20 protein-coding genes are annotated in these 22,548 nt (G+C 60.1%); 3 read left to right on the forward strand and 17 right to left on the reverse strand.

The window, feature by feature from the left end; translation table 11 throughout:
- From atpD to AC33YF_RS06025, 5 genes are all read right to left on the reverse strand, one after another.
- A partial coding sequence (gene atpD, locus AC33YF_RS06005) for a F0F1 ATP synthase subunit beta (RefSeq protein ID WP_491776293.1) occupies window positions 1-1,352 on the reverse strand: 1,352 nt, incomplete at its 3' end.
- Window positions 1,353-1,371: 19 nt separating this feature from the next.
- Window positions 1,372-2,256, reverse strand: a complete 885-nt coding sequence (locus AC33YF_RS06010; protein WP_491776294.1) for a F0F1 ATP synthase subunit gamma — start codon at window positions 2,254-2,256, stop codon at window positions 1,372-1,374.
- An 8-nt stretch (window positions 2,257-2,264) separates the two neighbouring features.
- The gene (gene atpA / locus AC33YF_RS06015) at window positions 2,265-3,794 is read right to left on the reverse strand and encodes a F0F1 ATP synthase subunit alpha (protein WP_491776295.1); all 1,530 of its coding nucleotides are present in this window, start codon (window positions 3,792-3,794) and stop codon (window positions 2,265-2,267) included.
- Window positions 3,794-4,354: a F0F1 ATP synthase subunit delta gene (locus AC33YF_RS06020; protein ID WP_491776325.1), complete on the reverse strand. Its 561-nt coding sequence runs from the start codon at window positions 4,352-4,354 to the stop codon at window positions 3,794-3,796. The genes atpA and AC33YF_RS06020 overlap by 1 nt, the downstream gene beginning before the upstream one ends.
- A gap of 224 nt (window positions 4,355-4,578) precedes the next feature.
- Window positions 4,579-6,771 (reverse strand): primosomal protein N', encoded by a 2,193-nt coding sequence (locus AC33YF_RS06025; RefSeq protein ID WP_491776326.1) that lies wholly within the window; start codon window positions 6,769-6,771, stop codon window positions 4,579-4,581.
- A 123-nt stretch (window positions 6,772-6,894) separates the two neighbouring features.
- Here AC33YF_RS06025 and AC33YF_RS06030 point away from each other — a divergent pair, with 123 nt between their 5' ends.
- Window positions 6,895-7,869, forward strand: a complete 975-nt coding sequence (locus AC33YF_RS06030) for a tyrosine recombinase XerC (protein ID WP_491776296.1) — start codon at window positions 6,895-6,897, stop codon at window positions 7,867-7,869.
- 15 nt (window positions 7,870-7,884) lie between these two features.
- On the opposite strand, the gene lpdA is transcribed toward AC33YF_RS06030, so the two are convergent.
- From lpdA to mdh, 6 genes are all read right to left on the reverse strand, one after another.
- On the reverse strand, window positions 7,885-9,288 hold the full coding sequence (lpdA, locus tag AC33YF_RS06035; RefSeq protein ID WP_491776297.1) for a dihydrolipoyl dehydrogenase: 1,404 nt from the start codon (window positions 9,286-9,288) through the stop codon (window positions 7,885-7,887).
- A gap of 34 nt (window positions 9,289-9,322) precedes the next feature.
- A complete protein-coding gene (gene odhB / locus AC33YF_RS06040) occupies window positions 9,323-10,615 on the reverse strand; it encodes a 2-oxoglutarate dehydrogenase complex dihydrolipoyllysine-residue succinyltransferase (RefSeq protein ID WP_491776298.1) in 1,293 nt (430 codons plus the stop codon).
- Window positions 10,616-10,689: 74 nt separating this feature from the next.
- Window positions 10,690-13,578: a 2-oxoglutarate dehydrogenase E1 component gene (locus AC33YF_RS06045; protein WP_491776299.1), complete on the reverse strand. Its 2,889-nt coding sequence runs from the start codon at window positions 13,576-13,578 to the stop codon at window positions 10,690-10,692.
- A gap of 78 nt (window positions 13,579-13,656) precedes the next feature.
- Entirely contained in the window at window positions 13,657-14,529 is an 873-nt protein-coding gene (gene sucD, locus AC33YF_RS06050) for a succinate--CoA ligase subunit alpha (protein WP_491776300.1), read from the reverse strand.
- A 61-nt stretch (window positions 14,530-14,590) separates the two neighbouring features.
- Window positions 14,591-15,757: an ADP-forming succinate--CoA ligase subunit beta gene (gene sucC, locus AC33YF_RS06055; protein ID WP_491776301.1), complete on the reverse strand. Its 1,167-nt coding sequence runs from the start codon at window positions 15,755-15,757 to the stop codon at window positions 14,591-14,593.
- 30 nt (window positions 15,758-15,787) lie between these two features.
- The gene (gene mdh, locus AC33YF_RS06060) at window positions 15,788-16,756 is read right to left on the reverse strand and encodes a malate dehydrogenase (RefSeq protein WP_491776302.1); all 969 of its coding nucleotides are present in this window, start codon (window positions 16,754-16,756) and stop codon (window positions 15,788-15,790) included.
- Window positions 16,757-16,943: 187 nt separating this feature from the next.
- Here mdh and AC33YF_RS06065 point away from each other — a divergent pair, with 187 nt between their 5' ends.
- Entirely contained in the window at window positions 16,944-17,444 is a 501-nt protein-coding gene (locus tag AC33YF_RS06065; protein WP_491776303.1) for a hypothetical protein, read from the forward strand.
- A 42-nt stretch (window positions 17,445-17,486) separates the two neighbouring features.
- On the opposite strand, the gene AC33YF_RS06070 is transcribed toward AC33YF_RS06065, so the two are convergent.
- A complete protein-coding gene (locus AC33YF_RS06070; protein ID WP_491776304.1) occupies window positions 17,487-17,972 on the reverse strand; it encodes a cupin domain-containing protein in 486 nt (161 codons plus the stop codon).
- Between the two features lie 101 nt (window positions 17,973-18,073).
- Here AC33YF_RS06070 and AC33YF_RS06075 point away from each other — a divergent pair, with 101 nt between their 5' ends.
- Window positions 18,074-18,568, forward strand: coding sequence for a hypothetical protein (locus AC33YF_RS06075; RefSeq protein ID WP_491776305.1), 495 nt, complete (start codon window positions 18,074-18,076; stop codon window positions 18,566-18,568).
- A gap of 68 nt (window positions 18,569-18,636) precedes the next feature.
- Here AC33YF_RS06075 and AC33YF_RS06080 read toward each other — a convergent pair whose 3' ends face one another.
- The 5 genes from AC33YF_RS06080 to AC33YF_RS06100 all read right to left on the reverse strand — a co-directional run bounded on the left by AC33YF_RS06080 (window position 18,637) and on the right by AC33YF_RS06100 (window position 22,416).
- The gene (locus AC33YF_RS06080) at window positions 18,637-19,425 is read right to left on the reverse strand and encodes a succinate dehydrogenase iron-sulfur subunit (protein ID WP_491776306.1); all 789 of its coding nucleotides are present in this window, start codon (window positions 19,423-19,425) and stop codon (window positions 18,637-18,639) included.
- A 51-nt stretch (window positions 19,426-19,476) separates the two neighbouring features.
- Window positions 19,477-21,318, reverse strand: coding sequence for a succinate dehydrogenase flavoprotein subunit (gene sdhA, locus AC33YF_RS06085; protein WP_491776307.1), 1,842 nt, complete (start codon window positions 21,316-21,318; stop codon window positions 19,477-19,479).
- Window positions 21,319-21,324: 6 nt separating this feature from the next.
- Window positions 21,325-21,699, reverse strand: a complete 375-nt coding sequence (gene sdhD, locus AC33YF_RS06090) for a succinate dehydrogenase, hydrophobic membrane anchor protein (protein ID WP_491776308.1) — start codon at window positions 21,697-21,699, stop codon at window positions 21,325-21,327.
- Between the two features lie 2 nt (window positions 21,700-21,701).
- Window positions 21,702-22,106, reverse strand: coding sequence for a succinate dehydrogenase, cytochrome b556 subunit (gene sdhC, locus AC33YF_RS06095; RefSeq protein ID WP_491776309.1), 405 nt, complete (start codon window positions 22,104-22,106; stop codon window positions 21,702-21,704).
- A 154-nt stretch (window positions 22,107-22,260) separates the two neighbouring features.
- Window positions 22,261-22,416: a hypothetical protein gene (locus AC33YF_RS06100; protein ID WP_491776310.1), complete on the reverse strand. Its 156-nt coding sequence runs from the start codon at window positions 22,414-22,416 to the stop codon at window positions 22,261-22,263.
- Window positions 22,417-22,548 lie beyond the last annotated feature (132 nt).

The following is a 22,548-nucleotide window of genomic DNA, read 5'->3' on the forward strand; positions in this document are numbered from 1 at the left end:
ATGTCGACAAGGACACCAGGAGAACCGGTGAACACCTCAGCCACGTGGAAGGGCTGAGACAGGAAGCGCTCGATCTTCCGGGCGCGCGCCACGGTGAGCTTGTCTTCTTCGGAGAGCTCGTCCATGCCAAGAATGGCGATGATGTCCTGCAGCGCCTTGTAGCGCTGAAGGATCTCCTGCACCTGGCGGGCCACGGCGTAGTGTTCCTCACCTAGGATGCGCGGGTCGAGCATACGCGAGCTGGAATCCAACGGGTCCACGGCGGGGTAGATGCCCTTCTCGGCAATGGTACGAGACAGCACGGTCGTGGCGTCCAAGTGAGCAAACGACGTTGCCGGCGCCGGGTCGGTCAAGTCGTCAGCCGGCACATAAATGGCCTGCACAGAGGTAATCGAACCTTTCTGGGTCGTGGTGATGCGCTCCTGCAGGGCGCCCATGTCAGTGGCGAGCGTGGGCTGATATCCCACCGCCGAAGGAATACGGCCCAGAAGGGCGGACACTTCGGAACCAGCTTGGGTGAAGCGGAAGATGTTGTCCACGAAGAACAGCACGTCCTGGCCTTCGTCGCGGAAGGACTCGGCAACCGTGAGGCCCGACAGCGCCACGCGGGCGCGGGCGCCAGGGGGTTCGTTCATCTGGCCATACACGAGGGCGCATTTCGACCCTTCAATCGAACCTTCCTTCGGATCCTTGTTTACCTTGGACTCGATCATCTCGTGATAGAGGTCGTTGCCCTCGCGGGTGCGCTCGCCAACACCGGCGAACACGGAGTAGCCACCGTGCGCTTTTGCGACGTTGTTAATCAGCTCCATGATCAAAACGGTCTTGCCCACGCCTGCGCCGCCGAACAGGCCGATTTTGCCGCCCTTGGCGTACGGGGCGAGTAGGTCGACGACCTTGATGCCAGTGACGAGAATCTCTGACTCCGTTGCCTGGTCCACGTAGTCTGGCGCGCTGGCGTGGATCGGGCGGCTATCGGTCGTTTCGATCGGACCGAGCTCGTCAACCGGATCGCCAATCACATTCATGATGCGGCCAAGTGTCTTTGGGCCCACGGGAACGGCAATTGGCTCGCCCGTATCGACGACTTGCTGGCCGCGGACCAAACCTTCGGTTGAGTCCATAGCGATAGTGCGCACCGTGTTCTCACCAAGATGCTGAGCCACTTCAAGAACGAGGCGGCTGCCCTGGTTCTCTGTCTCAAGCGCGTTCAGAATTTCCGGTAGGTGCTCGTCGAACTGCACGTCGACGACAGCGCCGGTCACCTGGCGGATCTGGCCTTTGGGGCCCACGCCTTCGGCAATGCGCTTCTCTTGCTTCTTGGTCTCTGCCACAACGGGTCTGTTTGCCATCGTTCCGTTCCTTAACTGACTAGAGGGCCTCGGCACCGGAGATGATCTCGATCAGCTCCTTGGTGATTTGGGCCTGGCGGGTCCGGTTATAGTTCAGCGTCAGCTTGCCGATCATCTCGCCGGCATTGCGTGTCGCGCTATCCATGGCGCTCATACGCGCGCCTTGCTCTGACGCTGCATTTTCGAGCAGCGCCTTGAAAATCTGGGTCGTGATATTCAGCGGCAGAAGGTCGGCAAGTATCTCCGATTCCTCCGGCTCGTACTCGTAGATCGCGCCTTTGAGGTCGACGCCGCCTTCAGCCCCTTCCGGAATCGATGCCGGAATGAGCTGCTGGGCCATCGGCTTCTGGCTGATGACAGACTTGAACTCGGCAAAGAACAGAGTGGCCACGTCGAACTCTCCGGCCTCAAACATGCTCCGAACGCGTTGACCTACTTGGTCGGCATTCTCGAATGTCAGCTGCTTAATGCCGCGAAACTCGATCGTGTCGATGATCTGCGCTGCGAACTGGCGGCGAAGCTGATCGTAGCCCTTCTTGCCGACGCAAAGGATTTTGACTTCTTTCCCTTGTCCAATCAGTTCCAGCACCTTGTCTCGAGCCTTGCGGACAATGGACGAATTAAACCCACCACAAAGACCGCGCTCCGAAGTGCAGACGATAAGAAGATGGACATCGTCCTTGCCGGTTCCGATCATGAGAGGCGAGCCGCCCTCCAGGCCCTTCAAAGCCTCGGCGAGGTTCGACAGCACGGCATCCATGCGCTCGGCATAGGGGCGGGCGGCCTCAGCCGCAGACTGAGCGCGCCGAAGCTTCGCCGCGGCCACCATTTGCATGGCCTTGGTGATCTTCTGGGTCGCCTTAACCGAGGCGATACGGTTCCGAAGCTCCTTCAGCGAGGCCATCGATTAGCTCACGCAAAGGCTTTAGAAAACTTGTCGGCTGCAGCTTTGAGCTTCTCGCCGGTCTCATCGGAAATCTTCTTCTCATCGCGGATCGTGTCGAGAAGGTCCTGATGCTCGGTATGCATGTAGCGCAGCCACTCATCTTCGAAGCGGCCAATGTCCGATACGGCCAGGTCATCGAGATAGCCGCTCACACCCGTGTAGATGGAAACGACTTGCTCCTCGACCGTGAGCGGCGAGAATTGCGGCTGCTTCAGAAGCTCGGTCAGGCGCGCGCCGCGGTTCAAGAGCTTCTGCGTGGTGGCGTCGAGGTCCGAGCCGAACTGTGCGAACGCCGCCATCTCACGATATTGAGCCAACTCGCCTTTAATCTTGCCGGCCACCTGTTTCATGGCCTTGACCTGAGCCGAAGAGCCCACGCGAGACACGGACAGACCCACGTTCACCGCTGGACGGATGCCCTGATAAAAGAGGTCCGTTTCAAGAAAGATCTGACCGTCCGTGATCGAAATCACGTTGGTCGGGATATACGCAGACACGTCGTTGGCCTGCGTTTCAATCACCGGCAAAGCGGTCAGTGATCCCGAACCGTTGTCGGCGTTGAGCTTGGCAGCGCGCTCCAGCAGGCGCGAGTGAAGATAGAACACGTCGCCGGGATAAGCCTCGCGCCCTGGCGGACGGCGAAGCAGGAGTGACATTTGGCGATAGGCAACGGCCTGCTTGGAGAGATCGTCGTAGTTGACGAGAGCGTGCATACCGTTGTCGCGGAAATACTCGCCCATGGTGCAGCCGGTAAACGGCGCCAAGAACTGCATCGGGGCCGGGTCCGAGGCCGTTGCAGCCACGACGATGGAGTAGGGCAGCGCGCCGTTCTCCTCGAGCACTTTCACGAACTGGGCAACGGTCGAGCGCTTCTGACCGACAGCCACGTAAATGCAATAGAGGTGGGCCGACTCATCGTCGCGATCGTTGATCGACTTCTGATTGAGGATCGTGTCGAGAATGATCGCGGTCTTGCCGGTCTGGCGGTCGCCAATGATCAGCTCGCGCTGGCCGCGTCCAACCGGGATCAGCGCATCCACGGCCTTAAGACCAGTCTGCATGGGCTCGTGCACCGACTGGCGGGGAATGATGCCTGGCGCCTTCACGTCCACGCGGCGCATTTCCGTGGCCTCAATCGGCCCCTTGCCGTCGATCGGGTTACCGAGACCGTCGACAACACGGCCAAGCAGGCCCTTGCCAACTGGGGCTTCCACGATGTTGCCGGTACGCTTGCAGATATCGCCTTCGGAGATGTTCCGGTCGTCGCCGAAGATAACGATACCGACATTGTCGATTTCGAGGTTCAGCGCCATGCCCGGCGTACCATCGGCAAATTCAACCATTTCGCCGGCCTGAACATTATCGAGGCCGTAGACCCGGGCGATACCGTCACCGACGGAAAGCACTTGGCCGACCTCGGCCACTTCGGCTTCTTGCCCAAAATTCTTGATCTGGTTTTTGAGAATCGCGGAGATCTCGGCGGCTCTAATATCCATTAGCCAACCTCTTTCATGGCGTGCTTGAGACGGGTGAGTTTAGTACGAAGCGAGGTGTCGATCATGCGGCTGCCGACCTTCACCGTGATGCCGCCTAGAAGGCTCGGATCGACATGCTGATCGAGCATGACGTCCTTACCGAGGGCGGCCTTCAAGGCCTGCTTCAAGGCTGTAACTTGCGTATCATTGAGCTGCGTGGCGCTGGCGACTGAGGCGCTGATCTCCCCCCGATGATCGGCGAGGAGGGCGCGGAAGGCCCCGATCATGCCCGGCACGGCGAAGAGCCGGCGGTTTTTGGCGACAAGCAGCAAGAAATTCTTGGTCAGGCCGTCGATTTTGATCTGGTCGAGGATCGCTTCAAGAGCGCGGCCTTGCTCCTCGGCTGAAAACATAGGGCTGTTTACGAGGCGGGCGAGATCTTCCGAGGCATCGAGGGCTTGGCCGAACGTGTTGAGATCTGTCTCGATTTTTTCAAGTGCGTTCTCTTCGATGGCAAGCTCGAAGAGCGCCGTGGCATAGCGGCCGGCAACTCCCGATACTGTATGATCCTCAGCTGACAAGTCCCTCAAGCCTCTCCCTTGGACGTGGGCGCAGGCTCTCGCCGACCCACCCTTACAGCCCGGTAAATGCTGGGATTAGAGCCCCCGCGTCAACGAAAAACTGCCCGAAAAAGGCACCGTTGAACCACTCCTTGGACACCCCGCGGAGGCTGTAACATAGGGGTGACGGCGGCGCAACAAAAGCGCATGAGTCAAGCGCTTGACCGGCGGCTTTGGCGCGTGCCTCAGAGGAAAGTATACGGATCGATGTCGATGGAAAGGCGGATCGACCCCCGCGCTTTCGGCATATCGGTTATCCAAAGGCGCAGATACGCCTGGATGTCGTTTTCGCGCGGGGCTTTGACCAATATCCGGTAGCGATAACGGCCGCGTACCACCGATAGCGGCGCCTCCGCGGGGCCGAGGACTTTGATCTTGTCGGCCGGCGGCGCGGCGCGGGCGATGGCGCGGGAATGGGCCTCCGTGGCGGCGCGGTCCGTGCCGGAGATGAGCAGCGAGGCGAGCCGACCGAAGGGCGGCATGCCAGCTTCTCGACGTGCCGCGATCTCCCGCTCGTAGAATGCGTCGCGATCGCCCGAGATCAGAGCCTCAATCACAGGGTGTTCGGGCATATAGGTCTGAAGCAGTCCGCGCCCGGCAATCGTCTCTCGTCCCGCGCGGCCGGTGACCTGGCTCAGCAGCTGAAACGTGCGCTCGGCAGCGCGCGGGTCGCCTTGGGCGAGACCGAGATCCGAATCCACAACGCCCACAAGCGCGAGCCCCGGAAAATGGTGACCCTTGGCCACGAGCTGCGTGCCGATCACAATGTCCACCTCGCGGTCTTCGATCTCCCGAAGGGTCTCGCGCAGATCCGAGATGCGCGGGGTCATGTCGCTGGAGAGGATCGCCCGGCGCGCCTCCGGAAAAAGGGCTCCCACCTCTTCGGCGATGCGTTCTACCCCCGGCCCGCACGCCACGAGGGAGTCCTCGGCGCCGCAAGCGGGGCATTCCTCGGGGATAGGCGCGAACTTACCGCAATGATGGCACTCTAACCGGTGGCGGAACCGGTGCTCCACCATCCAGGCTGAGCAGTTCGGGCATTCGAAGCGATAGCCGCAGTTGCGGCAGAGCGTGAGCGGCGCATAGCCCCTGCGGTTGAGAAACAGGAGGGACTGCTCTCCGCGCGCCAAGGTCTCCGCCATGGCTTCGGTGAGCACCGGCGATAGCCACGAGCCGCGCTCCGGCGGTGATTTCCGCATATCGATGGCTTTGAGGTCGGGCAGACCCGCAGCCTTGTAGCGCGCCCGCAGGGGGACATGGCGGTAGCGGCCTTGATCCGCGTTGACCCAGCTCTCGATGGACGGTGTGGCGGAGCTCAGAATGACCGGGCAACCGCCGAGATGCCCGCGTACGACTGCCATGTCCCGCGCTTGATAGGAGACGCGGTCTTCTTGTTTGTAGGCCTGATCGTGTTCTTCATCGACAACGATGAGTCCGAGCTTAGGGAAGGGCAGAAACAGCGCCGAACGCGCGCCCACCACAAGCTGAGCCCTGCCTTCCGCAACCGCGCGCCACGCGCGACCGCGCGCCGATTGGGTGAGGCCGGAATGCCATTCTGTGGGGCGGGCGCCAAAGCGCTGTTCGCATCGCGCGATGAACGCCGAAGTCAAAGCAATTTCCGGGATCATAACGAGGGCCTGCTTCCCGCGCGCAAGCGTCTCCGCAATGGCTTGGAAATAGACCTCCGTCTTGCCCGACCCTGTCACGCCGTCCAACAGCGAGACGGCAAACCCATCGCGCGTGTTGTAGAGGAGCCGCTCCGCCGCCTTTGTCTGTTCCGCCGTCAGCTCAGCGCGGAGCAGGTTGGGGTCGAGCTCGCGTGCGATCGTATCGGGCAGAGGCTCGGCTACCAGCGTGCCGGCATCGACCAGGCCGTCTATCACGCCGGGGCTCACACCCGCCGCCTCGGCCAACAACGACTTTACCCAGATGAGCCCGTTGCGAGCTGTCTCGAGCACACGGGTGCGGGCGGGCGTCATGCGCTCCGGCGGCGGTCCTGCGAGACGCACCCCGTAGCGTGGCGCGGGTGGCTGAAACGCGGTGCTAGCGCTCATCATCATGCGCAAGACCATGCCGGGCGGTGCCAATGTGTAACCCGCCACCCATTCGGCGAAATCCATCGAGATAGCGGGAAGCGGCGGCACATCGTCGAGGACATCGACAAGCGCGCGCAGTTTCGATCTCAGCACTGTTGCTGCTGGTGCGCCTTCAGGCCGCCGCCAAACCGCGGCGACATACTTTACCGGTCCCAACGGCGCGACCACGAAGCTTCCGGGCCCCACCTGCGCGTCTTCCGGCACGAGATAGTCGTAGGGCGCCGGCAGCGCCAACGGGACCAGCACCGGGACCGTTTCCAAGTCCGTCTCGGGGATCAGCATGGTTTGGTCCGCGTCGGATTTGGCCAAATCTAAGGACTTCCTGGAACGTTGGAGACTCACGTTAGCCGGGACTTAACGACTCACCCTGACATAGTAGCGCCTGTGGTACGTTGGTGGAGCGTGATGGCAAAGCAATCGCAAAATATCGGACAAGAAGATATCTCAGAACTCGGCACGGCGCCGGACGTGGCCGCCGCTGCCCAGGCTTGGCTTGTGTATCTGAAGACAGAGCGCGGTCTCGCCGCGCATACGGTCGAGTCCTATACACGCGACCTTGGGCAATTCCTCTTCTTCTTAGGTCAGCATTTTGGTGGTGCACCTGACATGCCGGCGCTGCTCGCACTGTCGGCACGCGATATTCGATCTTTCCTTGCTTATCGCCGCAGCCAGAACGTCGGCAGCCGCAGCCTCTCTCGCGCTTTAAGCGCCCTGCGCATGTTCTTCCAATATCTGGAGCGGCGCGGCTACGGCAAGAATGATGCGGTTCGCGCGGTGTCCATGCCGAAGCTGCCGCACGCCGTGCCGAAGCCGCTACCCGAGGCGAAAGCGACTGCGCTCATCGAGGGTTCCGATCTTGCCGTGCCCGAGGCGCCGAACTGGACGTTGGCGCGCGACACGGCCGTGCTCACGCTTCTTTATGGATCGGGCTTGCGTATCTCCGAGGCGCTGAGACTTCAGGTCTGCGATGCGCCGATAAAGGGGCGCGACACGCTTCGCGTGACCGGCAAAGGCAACAAAACGCGCGTCGTGCCCGTGCTACCAGTCGCCTGCGAGGCCATCCAGCGGTATCTCGATCTTTGCCCAAAAAAACTTGGCCCCGACGATCCACTCTTTATCGGCGTGCGGGGCAAGAGGCTCAGCCCACGGATTATACAGCTGCGTCTTGAGAAGGCCCGTGCCGCGCTCGGATTGCCGGCGACCGCCACGCCGCATGCCCTCCGCCACTCGTTCGCGACGCATTTGTTGGGGGCAGGGGCCGACTTGCGGGCAATCCAAGAGTTGCTCGGGCATGCAAGTCTTTCGACCACGCAAGGTTATACGGAGGTCGACCGCGCGCATCTCTTGAAGGCCTACAACGACGCGCATCCGCGGGCGTGAGAACTCGCGCCAACGTCACATATGTATCGGACGTTTCTCGACGGCGAGAGCGGCTTCCTTGACGGCTTCGTTAAGGGTCGGGTGCGCATGACACGTGCGCGCCAAATCTTCGGCCGATCCCCCGAACTCCATGAGCACAGCCGCCTCGGCAATCATCGTGCCCGCATCGGGACCGATGATATGGACCCCGAGCACACGATCGGTCACAGCGTCGGAGAGAATTTTGACGAAGCCTTCGGTGGTGCGATTGACCTTGGCGCGGCCGTTGGCGGTGAAGGGAAATTTGCCGACCTTGTAGGCAACTCCGTCTTCCTTCAGCTGCTCTTCGGTCTTGCCGACGCTTGCCACTTCCGGGGCTGTGTACACAACGGACGGGATCACGTCGTAATTTACATGACCCGATTGGCCAGCAAGAATTTCAGCAACGGCAACGCCTTCTTCCTCGGCCTTGTGCGCGAGCATAGGGCCGGCAATTACATCGCCAATGGCATAGATGCCTGGAATGTTGGTTTGAAAGCTGTGGTCGACGACGATGCGTCCACGCGCATGCGTCTCGACGCCAACATTCGCCAGGCCTAGGCCTTCCGTATTCGGCACGCGGCCAATGGAGACCAGGACGACGTCGCAATCAAGCGTCTCGGGTTCGCCGCCCTCAGCGGGCTCGATGGTGAGCTTCACCGACTTGCCCGACGTGTCGACCTTGGTGACTTTGGCGCCAAGCTTGAACTTGAGACCTTGCTTCTTCAGCGTACGCTGGAGCTGCTTTGCGACTTCGCCATCGAGCCCCGGCGTGATTGTGTGCAGCATCTCGACGACGGTGACGTCGGAACCCAGCCGCGACCAGACGGAGCCCAGCTCAAGGCCGATGTAACCGCCGCCAATGACGATCATGCGCTTCGGCACTTTCGGCAGCGCTAGCGCGCCTGTGGAAGAGACGATGCGTTTCTCATCCACCTCGATGCCAGGCACATTCGCGCTTGAGGAGCCGGTGGCAATGACAATGGCCTGGGCCTCGACCGTCTGCTTGTCGCCTTTGTCCGAGGTTACCTCGACCTGATGAGGCGCGAGGATCGTACCGAGCCCGTGATATGTGTCGATCTTGTTCTTCTTCAGCAGATACTCGATGCCGTCCACATTGCCCTTCACGCCCTCATCCTTGAAGGCAAGCATTGTGGCAAGGTCCAGCTCCGGCTTCACCTTGATGCCCATTTCGACGAAATGCTCCGTAGCGTCGGCGTAGGCCTCGGACGCATGCAGCAGGGCCTTTGAGGGTATGCAGCCCACATTCAGGCATGTACCGCCATGGCTCTCGCGCTTTTCAACAACGGCGACTTTCATTCCGAGCTGCGCGGCGCGAATGGCGCACACATAGCCGCCAGGGCCAGTGCCGATGACGGTCAGGTCGTAGGAGGTACTCATGGACTATCTCTTAGGACTGTCTCTGAAGTCAGGGCTAGAGATCTAGAATCAGGCGTGCGGGGTTCTCAAGCGAATCTTTCACGTTGACTAGGAACGTGACCGCCTCTTTACCGTCAACGATGCGGTGGTCGTAGGAGAGTGCGAGATACATCATCGGGCGTGCCACGATTTGCCCGTCCCGCACAACAGGGCGCTCTTCAATGCGGTGCATGCCAAGAATGCCTGACTGCGGCGCATTAAGTATCGGCGTTGAGAGCATCGACCCATAGATGCCGCCATTGGAGATCGTGAAGGTTCCACCTTGCATCTCGGCAAGACCGAGCTTTCCTTCGCGGGCCCGCATGCCGAAATCAGCGATCGTGCTTTCGACTTCAGCAAGGCCCATACGGTCTGCGTCGCGAATCACAGGCACGACGAGGCCGCGCTCCGTGCCAACCGCAACGCCGATATGGTAGTAATTCTTGTAAACGAGATCGTCGCCATCGATCTCCGCGTTAACGGCCGGGATGTCTCTCAGCGCCTGGACGCAGGCCTTCACAAAGAAGCCCATGAAGCCGAGCTTCACGCCGTGCCGCTTCTGGAAATCGTCTTTGTATTCTTTGCGCAGCTGAATGATATGGCTCATGTCCACGTCGTTGAACGTGGTCAGCATTGCGGCTGTGTCTTGTGCGTCTTTCAGGCGCTTCGCGATCGTTTGGCGAAGCCGCGTCATGCGCACGCGCTCCTCTCGCGAAGCATCGTCAGGTGTGACGGGGGCGCGCGCAGGAGCTGGCGGCTTCGCCTCGCGTGGCGTCTCGCGCAAGGTTTCTGCGGCAGCCGTGGCTGCGATGACATCGCCCTTCAGAATCTGCCCGCGTTTGCCCGTGCCTGTGACCCGGTCGACTGTCAGGCCACTCTCCTCAAGAAGCTTCTGTGCGGCCGGAGATGGCGGCATGGACGTTGGAGCGATCTCCGCACGAATATGGGGCTCGCGCTTGAGCGCCACGGGCTCCGTCGGAGCGGCAGCGGCTGGTGCCGGTTGTGGTGCAGGCGCCGGATCGACGGGCTTCGGCTCCGCGGCTTTAGTGACCGGCACCACAACAGCTCCGTCGCCGTCCGCGATGGCGCCGAGGAGGGCGCCAACTTCGACCGTATCACCTTCCTTCACCACAATCTCGGACAGAACGCCGGCGGAGGGCGCAGGGACCTCGACCGTTACTTTGTCCGTTTCGAGTTCGACGAGCGGTTCGTCGGCGGCTACCTCTTCGCCAGCCTGCTTAAACCACTGCCCTACTGTCGCCTCTACGACGGACTCACCTAATGTCGGCACTCGGATCTCTGTGGTCATGGCACTTAACAGCTCATCTTTCCCAGCATACTACTTACGCAGCGGTTGTCTGCACGCCGCTTCGGTCTCCCAGCTCAGCCTAGGGCTTCGTTAAGTAGCGCCTTCAACTCTCTTACGTGCTTCGACATCAAACCGGTTGCCGTTGCCGCAGAGCTCGGGCGCCCAGCGTAGCGCGGGCGCCTAGTCTTCGCACCGATGTGGTCTAGAACCCAAGACAAATTAGGTTCTACAAAAGTCCAAGCCCCCATGTTCTTGGGCTCCTCTTGGCACCATACGATTTCGGCATTCTTGAACCTGCCGAGCTCCTGGATGAGCGCCCGTGCAGGGAAGGGGTAGAGTTGCTCCATGCGGAGCAGATAGATGTCCGAGATGCCGCGTGCCTCACGCTCGGCTTCAAGGTCGTAATAGACCTTGCCGGAGCAAAGGACGACGCGTCTGATTTGGTCGTCCGGTGCCAGCCTGACGGGCGGGTCCACCATGCGCTCGGCGTCGTCCCACAGGAGCCGGTGAAAGCTAGAATCCGGTCCAAAGTCCTCAATGTCGGACTTGACCTTCTTGTGGCGCAGTAGCGACTTCGGCGTCATGAGTACAAGCGGCTTCCGGAACTGCCGATGCAGCTGGCGCCGCAATACATGGAAATAGTTAGCCGGCGTCGTGCAATTGACGACCTGCCAATTGTCTTCGGCGCAGAGCTGGAGATAGCGCTCCAGCCGCGCCGAGGAATGCTCGGGCCCCTGGCCTTCGTAGCCGTGGGGTAGGAGCAGAACGAGCCCCGACATGCGAAGCCATTTGCGTTCGCCCGATGAGATGAACTGGTCGATAATGACCTGCGCGCCGTTGGCAAAGTCCCCGAACTGAGCTTCCCACAGGACGAGCGCATTCGGTTCGGCGAGGCTGTAGCCATATTCGAAGCCCAGTACAGCCTCTTCAGAGAGCATGGAGTTGATGACTTCAAAGTCGCCCTGCTCTTTACCGAGATGCTTTAGCGGTGTGTACTTGTTCTCGTTGACCTGGTCCATCAAGACCGAATGGCGATGGGAGAACGTGCCGCGTTCGGAGTCCTGTCCGGACAGACGGATTTTGAAGCCTTCGACCAGCAGCGTCCCGAAGGCGAGAGACTCAGCCGTCGCCCAATCGATGCCTTTGCCTTCGTCAATGGACTTGCGCCGCGTCGCCATAATTCGGGCGATGGTCTTGTGCGGCGTCAACGTCGGCGGGAGTTCGGTTAGCTTGTGACCGACTTCGCGCAAGACGTTGAGGTCGACACCGGTCAGGCCGCGCCGCGCCCCTTCTTCTGCGAAGCCAATCCCCGACCAACGTCCGTCCAGCCAATCGGCACGGTTAGGCCGGTAGGTCTCACCCGCCTTAAACTCCTCCTCTAGGAAGTCGCGAAACTTTGCCAGCAGCCCGTCGATCTCTTCTTTGGAGAAGAGGCCTTCCTTGATCAGTTGGTCCGCGTAGAGCTCGACCACGCGCGGATGCTTGGCAATGCGCTGATACATCAAAGGCTGTGTGAAAGCGGGCTCGTCCGCTTCGTTATGTCCGTGTCGCCGATAGCAGAACATGTCGATCACGACCGGCTTCGTGAAGCGCTGGCGGAACTCGGTGGCTATTTTGGTGACATGAACGACAGCCTCGGGGTCGTCGCCGTTCACATGAAAGATTGCAGCGTCAATCATCTTCGCCACATCGCTCGGATAAGGAGAGGAGCGCGAGAAGCGCGGTGCCGTGGTGAAGCCGATCTGGTTGTTCACGATAAAGTGGATCGAACCACCGGTGCGGTGACCCCTGAGCCCCGACAGCCCAAGGCACTCAGCGACCACGCCCTGTCCAGCGAAGGCGGCATCGCCGTGCAGAAGCAGAGGTAGAATTTCTACGCGCTCTGTGTCGCCGACCTGGTCCTGCTTCGCCCGAACCTTGCCGAGGACGACGGGGTCGACGAACTCGAGATGAGAAGGGTTAGCAGTCAACGACAGGTGTACGCGGTTGTCGTCGAATTCGCGATCCGATGATGCGCCCAGATGGTACTTCACGTCGCCGGAGCCCTCGACGTCGTCTGGGTGCGCCGACCCGCCGCGGAATTCATTGAAGATCGCGCGCCAAGGCTTTGCCATCACATTGGCAAGCACGTTGAGGCGTCCGCGATGCGGCATGCCAATGACGATCTCTCGAACGCCGAGTTGCCCGCCACGCTTGATGATTTGCTCGAGCGCCGGAACCATCGATTCGCCGCCATCGAGGCCGAAGCGCTTGGTCCCCGTATATTTCACGTTGAGAAACCGTTCGGCGCCTTCCGCCTCGATCAACTTGTTCAAGATCGCGCGCTTGCCTTGCTCCGTGAACTGCATCTCATGGCGTTCAATGCGCTCCTGAAGCCAGGCGCGCTGCTCGGGGTCGGAAATGTGCATGTACTCAAACCCAATCGTGCCGGCATAGGTCTTCTCCAAGACCGCCAGCACTTGGGCGAGGTCGGCGAATTCGAAACCCAGGGCGCCACCGATATAGATGGGCCGCGAATAGTCGGACGGTGAAAAACCGTATGTGGCCGGATCGAGTTCGGGGTGGGCGCCGCGTTCTGTGAGGCGCAAGGGATCTAAGTTAGCGATCAAATGACCGCGCGTGCGGTAGGCGCGAATGAGCATCCGCACGCCAAGCGTATCTCTAGCGGCATCGAGCGCTTCAGCCTGTGTCAGTGCGTCTGAACCTGCGACCGCTGCAGGGGGTGACGCAGTGCCGCGGCTCCAAGAAGGTTCCCGGTTCCAACTGCCCCAAGAGGGACCTTCTGCCTCAGCGATAACGTTGGCTGCATCATCGCCTAAGTTGGCGAAGAAGCTGCGCCAGTCTTCCGAGACTGAAGAGGGGTTGGCCTTGTAAAGGGCATACAGCTCAGCGAGATAGGTCGCGTTCGCCCCATCGAGAAACGATGTCAGGGTGAAAACGTCGCTAGCTTCGTATCGTGTCATGGCACCAACCTTGCGGTCCAATTCTGGACCCTTGGCGTGCCGGGCAATAAAGGCGAGCGTTTGACGCCCGGCGCACCCTTAGCTGAATATCTCTGCAAGCGTTGTTCCAAGTGCCGCAGGAGAGTGGGACACCACAATCCCGGCATCTTGCATTGCCTCAATTTTGCTCTTCGCGTCACCCTTTCCGCCTGAAATTACGGCACCTGCATGTCCCATGCGGCGTCCTGGGGGAGCTGTTGCACCGGCTACGAAACCAACGATTGGCTTTTGGTTGCCGGCTTTCACGAGAAACTCTGCAGCCTCTTCCTCGGCGCTGCCTCCGATCTCACCGATCATGATGATCGCCTCGGTGGCGTCGTCTTCGAGAAACAGTGCGAGTGCGTCGATAAAGTTCGTCCCGTTAACCGGGTCGCCGCCAATCCCGATGCAGGTGGTCTGACCAAACCCGACGGCGGTAGTTTGTGCAACGGCCTCGTAGGTCAACGTGCCGGATCGGGACACGATCCCCACGCGTCCAGGTGTATGGATGTGCCCTGGCATGATGCCGATCTTGCATTCACCCGGCGTGATAATGCCCGGGCAGTTCGGGCCAATCAGCCTTGTGCCTGAGCCAATGAGCGCGCGCTTGACCTCGACCATGTCGAGAACAGGGACACCCTCGGTAATGCAGACCGCAAGTTCGATGCCGGCATCGATGGCTTCGAGAATGGCATCCGCCGCAAAGGGTGGCGGTACGTAGATCGCCGACGCTGTCGCGTTGGTCGCTTCAACAGCCTCGCGAACCGTGTCGAAGACGGGGAGATCAAGGTGCGTCGTGCCCCCTTTTCCGGGCGTCACACCGCCTACCATGTTTGTGCCGTAGGCAATGGCTTGTTCGGTGTGAAATGTGCCTTGGGATCCGGTGAAACCCTGGCAAATGACGCGCGTATTCTTATCGACGAGAACTGACATGATGAAAAGCTAAGCCGGTTTGAGGAAGGATTTGTGACAGGTATTCTTGGGCGATGTCGTGTTAAGCAGCCCCGATTGCTGCGACGGCCTTTTTGGCGGCATCGTCCAAGTCGTCGGCCGGGATAATATCGAGACCGGATTCGGCCAAGAGCTTCTTACCTTGCTCGACGTTGGTGCCTTCCAGACGCACGATGAGCGGAACGCCGATATTCGTTTCTCTTGCGGCAGCAATGATCCCCTCCGCAATCGTGTCGCAACGCATGATCCCGCCGAAGATATTCACGAGGACGCCCTTTACACTCGGATCGGAGAGGATCAGCTTGAATGCTGCGGTGACCTTCTCGGTCGTCGCACCACCTCCAACGTCTAAGAAGTTTGCTGGTTCGGCGCCATAGTACTTAATGATGTCCATGGTCGCCATTGCGAGGCCAGCGCCGTTGACCATGCAGCCAATGTTCCCGTCGAGCTTGACGTAGGAGAGGTCGTATTTCGAGGCCTCAACTTCGGCCGGATCTTCCTCGTGCAAGTCGCGCAAAGCTTCGATGTCTGGGTGACGGAAGAGAGCGTTGTCTTCAAATGCCATCTTCGCGTCGAGACATTGGAGCTGGCCGTCCGTGGTCACGACCAACGGATTAATCTCGATGAGGCTCGCATCCTTCTCGGTGAAGAGCGTGTAGAGAGTCTTGACGAGTTTGCCGCATTGCTTGGCAAGGTCGCCCTTCAGCTCAAGCGCGTCGGCAATTACACGGCCATGAAAACCGCTCAGTCCCGACGCGGGGTCGACATCGATCGTCGTTATCTTCTCGGGTGTCTCCGCCGCCACTTCCTCAATGTTCACACCGCCTTCTGTCGAAGCAACAAAGGCGATGCGGCCGGTGGACCGGTCAACGAGAAGCGACAGATAGAGTTCGCGGTTGATGTCTGTCCCTTCGGCCACATAGACGCTGCGCACAATGCGGCCCTGCGGGCCAGTCTGCGGTGTGACCAAAGGTTTGCCGAGCATTCTGTTGGCTTCCGCGTGCATCTCTTGAATGGTCTTCACGAGCTTGACGCCGCCACCCTTTCCGCGGCCGCCTGCGTGAATCTGGGCCTTCACGACAAGAACGTCGCCATTTAACGCCTTGGCCCGCTCGACTGCCTCATCCGCACTCGTGGCAACGATGCCCTTTCCCACAGGTGCGCCATAGGCCTCCAGAAGATCTTTGGCCTGATACTCGTGAATGTTCATAGATTTCTCCGGACGTGGGACTTGGCGTGCTTAGGTAGCGGCGAGGTTGGGGGCAATGCGCTGGCAGATCTCGACCAGATTCTTGACGGCTTGCACGGAATGTAACAGGGCGTCTTTTTCCGCAGAGGTCAGATCGAGTTCGATAACGCGCTCGACGCCTTTGGCGCTAATGATCACAGGAACCCCGGCATAGATACCTTTCACGCCGTACTCGCCGTTCAGGTAGGCCGCGGCGGGCAGCACCCGCTTCTTGTCGTGCAGGTAGGATTCCGCCATGTCGAGTGCCGCGGCGGCCGGAGCGTAGTAAGCGGACCCCGTTTTTAGCAGACCAACGATTTCGGCGCCGCCATCGCGCGTGCGCTGGACAATCTCGTCCAAGCGCTTTTGCGTGATCCAACGCATCTTGACCAAGTCGGCCAAGGGGATGCCCGCGACAGACGAGTAGCGGATCAGCGGAACCATCGTGTCGCCATGGCCACCCAGAACCATCGTATGGATATCTTGGGGGCTCACGTCGAATTCTTCGGAGAGGAAAAAGCGGAACCGGGCGCTGTCGAGCACGCCGGCCATACCCACGACCTTGTTGCGCGGAAGCCCAGAGGTCTTCTGAAGGGCCCAAACCATCGCATCGAGCGGGTTGGTCACGCAGATGACAAAGGCCTCCGGGGCATATTTGCGCAGGCCCGCGCCCACCTGTTCCATAACCTTCAGATTGATCTCGATGAGGTCGTCGCGGCTCATGCCCGGCTTGCGCGGGACGCCCGCCGTGACGATCACGACGTCGGCATCTTTGATATCGGCGTATTCGTTAGCGCCCTTGAACTTGGGGACATAACCTTCGACAGGCGCGGATTGCGAGAGATCGAGAGCTTTGCCCTGCGGTACGCCGTCGACGACGTCGAAGAGAACAACTTCGCCGAGCTCCCGAATGCCGGCAAGGTGAGCGAGTGTGCCGCCGATTTGGCCAGCACCGATCAATGCAATTTTGTTACGCGCCATGACTTTACCCTCCCGACTTGCGCAGTCCTGGCGTCCGCGCCGTCACTATTCAACCGCTACGACCACGTTGGTTAGATGCAATCGCGCCCGCGCGCAAGGTCGCGGAACGCATCGGTCGTATCTTTGGTTCGCAGTCGGGCGCAATAGGGGCTAGTCTGCATTTCCGAGTGGCAGTCCGAGAGGGGCGATGACTGGCGACCACCCCGCTAAGAGCGGCTCCAAGCCGGATTCGGGCTCAGGGTCCGAACGTGACGAGGAGCGTCGCGCACCAACCGATGAGGAACTGGATGCGACCCCGCCCCTGCCACTCGTGGTTTGGGCCGCGCGTTGCGCGAGCTATTTTCTGGCACTCGGCGGGATTATGCTTGTCTCCTATGCCGTCTACGGTTTCGGCACCGATCCAAACAGCTTTCCCCCCGGCTTCCGCCTGAATCCGATACAGGCTGTTGTGAACTTCGTCTGGGGGCTTGTGGGCACCTTCATCGGCTTCTTCCGGCCTCGTTACGCCACAGCATTCGTCTTGGCATTCGCCGCGTTCTACACAGTTGTCGCCGGATTTGGGACGTTCGAAGGATCAGCGCTGGGCATGGAACTCGGCACTTCCGCGAAGGTCTTCTATTGGGTTGTCGTGGTATTTGCCTGGAGCGCCGGCCTCTATGCGCTAGTCAAGCGTAGCAGCGCGCAATAGCTGGACGGGTCCCTACCGACATTTTTCAAGAGCGGGCTGCGGCTATTCGTCTTCCGGATAGTTGCTTTCGGACGGCGCCCCCCCTGCGTCGGTCGGGGGCGAGACGATCGTCGCCAGCGGTGCGCCCTGGGGCTTTATCCGAACGACGTAGAGTGTGGCTGCCTCCGTATCACTCGGATTCCAGCCGCGATGAACCACGTTTGGCGGAAGGATATTTGTTTCTCCCTCGGCAACCTCGTAGGACGGCTTGCCTGTCTTCTCTAGCATGATCGACCCCTGAAGCATGTGCGCGATTTCGACCGAGTCCTGGTGAATATGCCAGGGCGTCGCGCTGTGGGGGGGAAACGTGTAGATCTTGATGTCGATTTCCTTGTCGGGATCGCCCGCAAGCGGTTCCGTCACCACATGCTGGGAGTCGATCTTTGGCGCCGGGCTGGGCTCATGAGCCTCAAGCATCGAAATGCTCAGTAGAAACGCCACGAAAAGCGAAGTGCCCGCGAAAGCGTGCTTTGTCTTGTTTGGGATCATGGGCGCACAATAGTCAAGATTGCGCGCTTGGCCAGAGAGAGTCTGTGGTTGTTGGCCGATAAGGTGCCCCAAAGCCCCCGCAATCTCGCGCTACGCCGTACTTGGCGCTATGGGAAGACATGAACTTGGGTGCTTTTCGGGAACTTTTCGCGGCAAGATCGATTGGGCCTGTGTTGGCCACTGCAGTGGCGGCGCTGAGTGCCTCTGGCTGCACCGGGGGCTTCTCCGGACCGGAGCAAGCCATCAAGGACCTTACGCGCGTCGACTACGGCAAGCCGTATATCGGGATGAGCCGGCAGCAAGTCTTGCAGTGCGCCGGGCAGCCGCGATCACGGATTCCTGCCACCGGCGGCGCGGAGACGCTCGTCTACCATTACAAAGGGGCAGGGCCAGTCCCAGGCGGTACGCCAAAGGACGCGACCTGTACGGCCAGCCTGACATTCAAAAACGATAAGCTGATCCGTGTGAACTATGCGCACAAAGAGGCCCGCAGCCCCTATGCCTGGCAGGCCGAAAAAGATCCCGAGAAACAGGCAAAGTTGAAACGGGCGCCGCTGCCGACATGCGTCTTCTCGCTGCCGCGTTGTGCAGGCTAGCCACGCACCAGCCACAGCGAACCGGCGGCATCATCGACCGTTGCTGAGTGAGAGGCACACGTCGAACGCTACATGCGTTCGACCATCTTCCGCTTGATATTGGCGATCGCAGCTGCCGGGTTAAGCCCCTTGGGGCACGCCTTGGTACAGTTGAGAATCGTGTGGCAGCGATAGAGTCGGAACGGATCTTCTAAATCGTCCAGGCGCTCGCCGGTGCGTTCGTCGCGCGAGTCTTCAATCCAGCGATTGGCTTGCAGAAGAATGGCCGGGCCGAGATAACGGTCGCCATTCCACCAATAGGATGGGCAGGCGGTCGAGCAGCATGCACAGAGAATGCACTCGTAAAGCCCGTCAAGTTTGTCACGGTCCTCATGGCTCTGGCGCCATTCCTTCTGTGGCGTTGGGCTGTCGGTCTTGAGCCAGGGCTCAATCTCCCGGTGCTGGGCATAGAACCGGGTCATGTCCGGGACGAGGTCCTTAACCACGGGCATGTGGGGCAGGGGATAGATCGCAATCGCCGCACCCTTTGTATCCTCGGCGTGCATGGTGCAGGCCAGCGTGTTGGTGCCGTCAATGTTCATTGAGCACGACCCACAGATGCCTTCGCGGCACGAGCGCCGAAACGTCAGCGTCGAGTCGATGTTGTTCTTGATCCACAGTAGCGCGTCCAAGACCATTGGACCGCAATCTTCCGTGTCGACCCAATAGGTGTCGACGCGCGGGTTCTCGCCTCCCTCCGGGTCATAACGATAGACACGGTACTCGCGCCAGCGGTCCGGCTCGGCATCGACGGCGGGCGGGTTCCACTCTTTGCCCTTCTTGATCTTCGAGTTCTTGGGAAGTGTGAGTTGGACCATTTCAGCTTCTTCCTTTGCGCGCGCCACAATTGCGTGGCTCGACCCGCGTTCCTAATAAACCCGCTCTTTCGGCTCGATATAGGCCACCTCATTCGACAGCGTGTAAGTATGAACGGGGCGGAAATCGAGTTTAATAGTGTGCTTGCCGTAGTCCGCGTAGGACAGCGTGTGCTTCATCCAGTTCGTATCGTCGCGCTTGGGGAAGTCCTCACGGGCATGCGCGCCACGCGACTCCTCCCGCGCAAGCGCTCCCTGCACCGTCACAGCCGCCTGAGAGATCAGATTGTCGAATTCCAGCGTCTCGATCAGGTCTGTGTTCCAAATGAGAGAACGGTCGGTGACTTTGATGTCCGCCACATCGTCCCACACCTTCTTGATGTTCGTCACGCCGGATTCCAAGACGTCTTTGGTGCGGAAGACAGAGCAGTCCCTTTGCATCGTTTTCTGCATGGCCAGCCGCAACTCAGCGGTCGGCGTTCCGCCGTCGGCATAGCGGTAACCATCGAGACGCGCGATAGATGCGTCACCTGCTCCTTTAGGCAGATCCGGGATTGCCGATCCGTGCGGGATGAGTTCGGCACAACGAATGCCGGCTGCCCGGCCGAAGACGACCAAGTCAATGAGCGAGTTCGATCCTAGACGGTTGGCGCCGTGGACCGACACGCAGGCAGCTTCTCCCAGAGCCATCAATCCCGGAACGGTGGCGTCAGGGTCGCTATTTCTCGGCGAAATAACTTCCCCATGCATGTTGGTGGGGATGCCGCCCATATTGTAATGGCAGGTCGGAATGATCTTGATTGGCTCGTTCCGCGCATCGACGCCGCCGAAAATACGAGCGAGATCGGTTATGCCTGGCAGGCGTTCTTCGAAGACGTCTGGATCCAAATGATCCAGATGCAGGTGCATGTAGTCCTTATCGGGACCATGTCCCCTGCCTTCGCGAATCTCGAGCGTGATGGCGCGAGAAACGACGTCACGCGATGCTAGATCCTTAGCCGAGGGCGCATAGCGCTCCATGAATTTCTCGCCTTCGGAGTTACGCAAGAATCCGCCTTCGCCGCGCGCACCTTCTGAGATGAGCACGCCTGCGCCGTACACCCCAGTCGGGTGGAATTGCACAAACTCCATGTCCTGCAGGGGGAGCCCCGCGCGGAGCACCATCCCGTTGCCGTCGCCGGTACAGATATGCGCGGACGTGCATGAGAAGTAGGCGCGTCCATAGCCGCCTGTTGCGAGGATGGTCTGGTGTCCGCGGAAGCGGTGAAGCGAGCCGTCCGCCATGTCGATAGCGATGACCCCGCGGCAGACGCCTTCGTCGTCCATGATGAGATCGAGTGCGAAATACTCGATGAAGAACTCCGCCGAGTGGCGCAGGGCTTGACCATACATCGTGTGGAGCAGCGCGTGGCCGGTGCGGTCCGCGGCAGCGCACGTTCGCCGGGCCTGCCCTTTGCCGAACTCGGTCGTCATCCCTCCGAAGGCGCGTTGAAAAATCTTGCCGTCTTCGGTGCGGGAGAACGGTACGCCCCAATGCTCCAGCTCGTAGACAGCCTCGGGTGCTTGGCGGCAAAGATATTCGATACAGTCCTGGTCGCCGAGCCAGTCGGACCCCTTGACGGTGTCGTACATATGCCAGCGCCAGTCGTCCGGCCCCATATTGCCGAGGGCCGCAGCGATGCCACCTTGGGCCGCGACCGTATGCGAGCGTGTCGGAAAGACCTTAGAGACACAGGCCGTACGCAAGCCCGCCTCGCTCGCACCAACAACGGCGCGCAGACCTGATCCACCGGCACCTACCACGATCACGTCGTAAGCGTGGTCCGTAATCTCGTAAGCACGACCGTTCACGTGGAACGCATTGTGCGGCGCATTGGGAGTCGCGTCTTGAGGCATTTCGCATCAGCCTCCGAAACTGATTTTCATAATTGCATAAGTCGAGGCGATGGCCACACCTGCGGCAAAGAAGGTTGCGAGCATCAGTGATGACGTCTTGCACAGTTTGTTGTGGAGGTAGTCCTCAATGATTTCCCGTAAACCGATACGCATGTGAATTGCCGACGACCAAATAAGTGCGAGCATCAGCACCGCAACCATCGGATTCGATAACGATTGCCTGACGCTGTCGTAACTTGCACCTGCATGAGATACGACAAACCAGATCAGAAAGATCACGAGCGGCACGTTGGCCACGGCCGTCAGTCGCTGGCGCCAGAAAGTCTCTGTCCCGTGGCGCGCGGCGCCGAGGCCGCGAACGCGCTTGAGCGGTGTTGCCATGGTTAGAGCCCTCCCATGACGTAGTAGGCGATCAGCCAGACGAGGACCGTCAGGGTCACCGAACCGACGATGGTGCCGAGAGCAAATCGTTCGACTGTGGGAATGTCGAGTCCCGTTCCGGTGTCCCAGATAAGGTGGCGAATGCCGCCGAGCATGTGGTGTATCAGCGCCCAGGTGAATGCGAAGAGAAGCGCGCGGCCTATGAAGCTGCCGAAGAAGCTCTGCACGACACTGTAAGCGTCAGGACCCATGCTCGTCGCTACGAGCCACCAGGTTAGCAGCGCAAATCCAATCGCCAAGCTCGCGCCGGTGATGCGATGTGCGATAGACATCAGCATCGTCAGCATCGGCCGATAAATCTGCAGATGCGGAGATAGAGGCCGCTCCGCCTCAAGCTTATTTGTCATAAAGTTTTATTTGTGTTGCCCAGTTCACTCTTCTCTTATCGCACCGAGAAGACATGGGCAATCGGGGGCGACAGCGACGCGCACCTTTTCACGTCTGGTGCGCCGGGCCCGATGCGCGCGGCTCCGGCCCTAAACTCTGAGCTAAATCAGGTTTCTATGCGGGCTTTGCAATCTCGTAGCACGCTTCGTCGTCGTCGACGAATTTCGACATGATCCAGGTTTGGCCACCGTCAAGCGATTCCCAGATGTGAGAGCCCACGATGTAGGCGACGCCCCCCATAAATCCGTCGTACGGTCCTTCCCATGCCATGGGCAACCCCCCGAAAGCTGCTCAAAAATCCGAGGGCTGAGAATGCAACCGAAATCTTTTACAGAAGGTTTACATTAACGAAGTGAGACGGGGACAAGTGCCTATTTGGTAATCACGCCATAGGCGATCTGT

Source organism: Methyloceanibacter sp. (genome assembly GCF_058506495.1).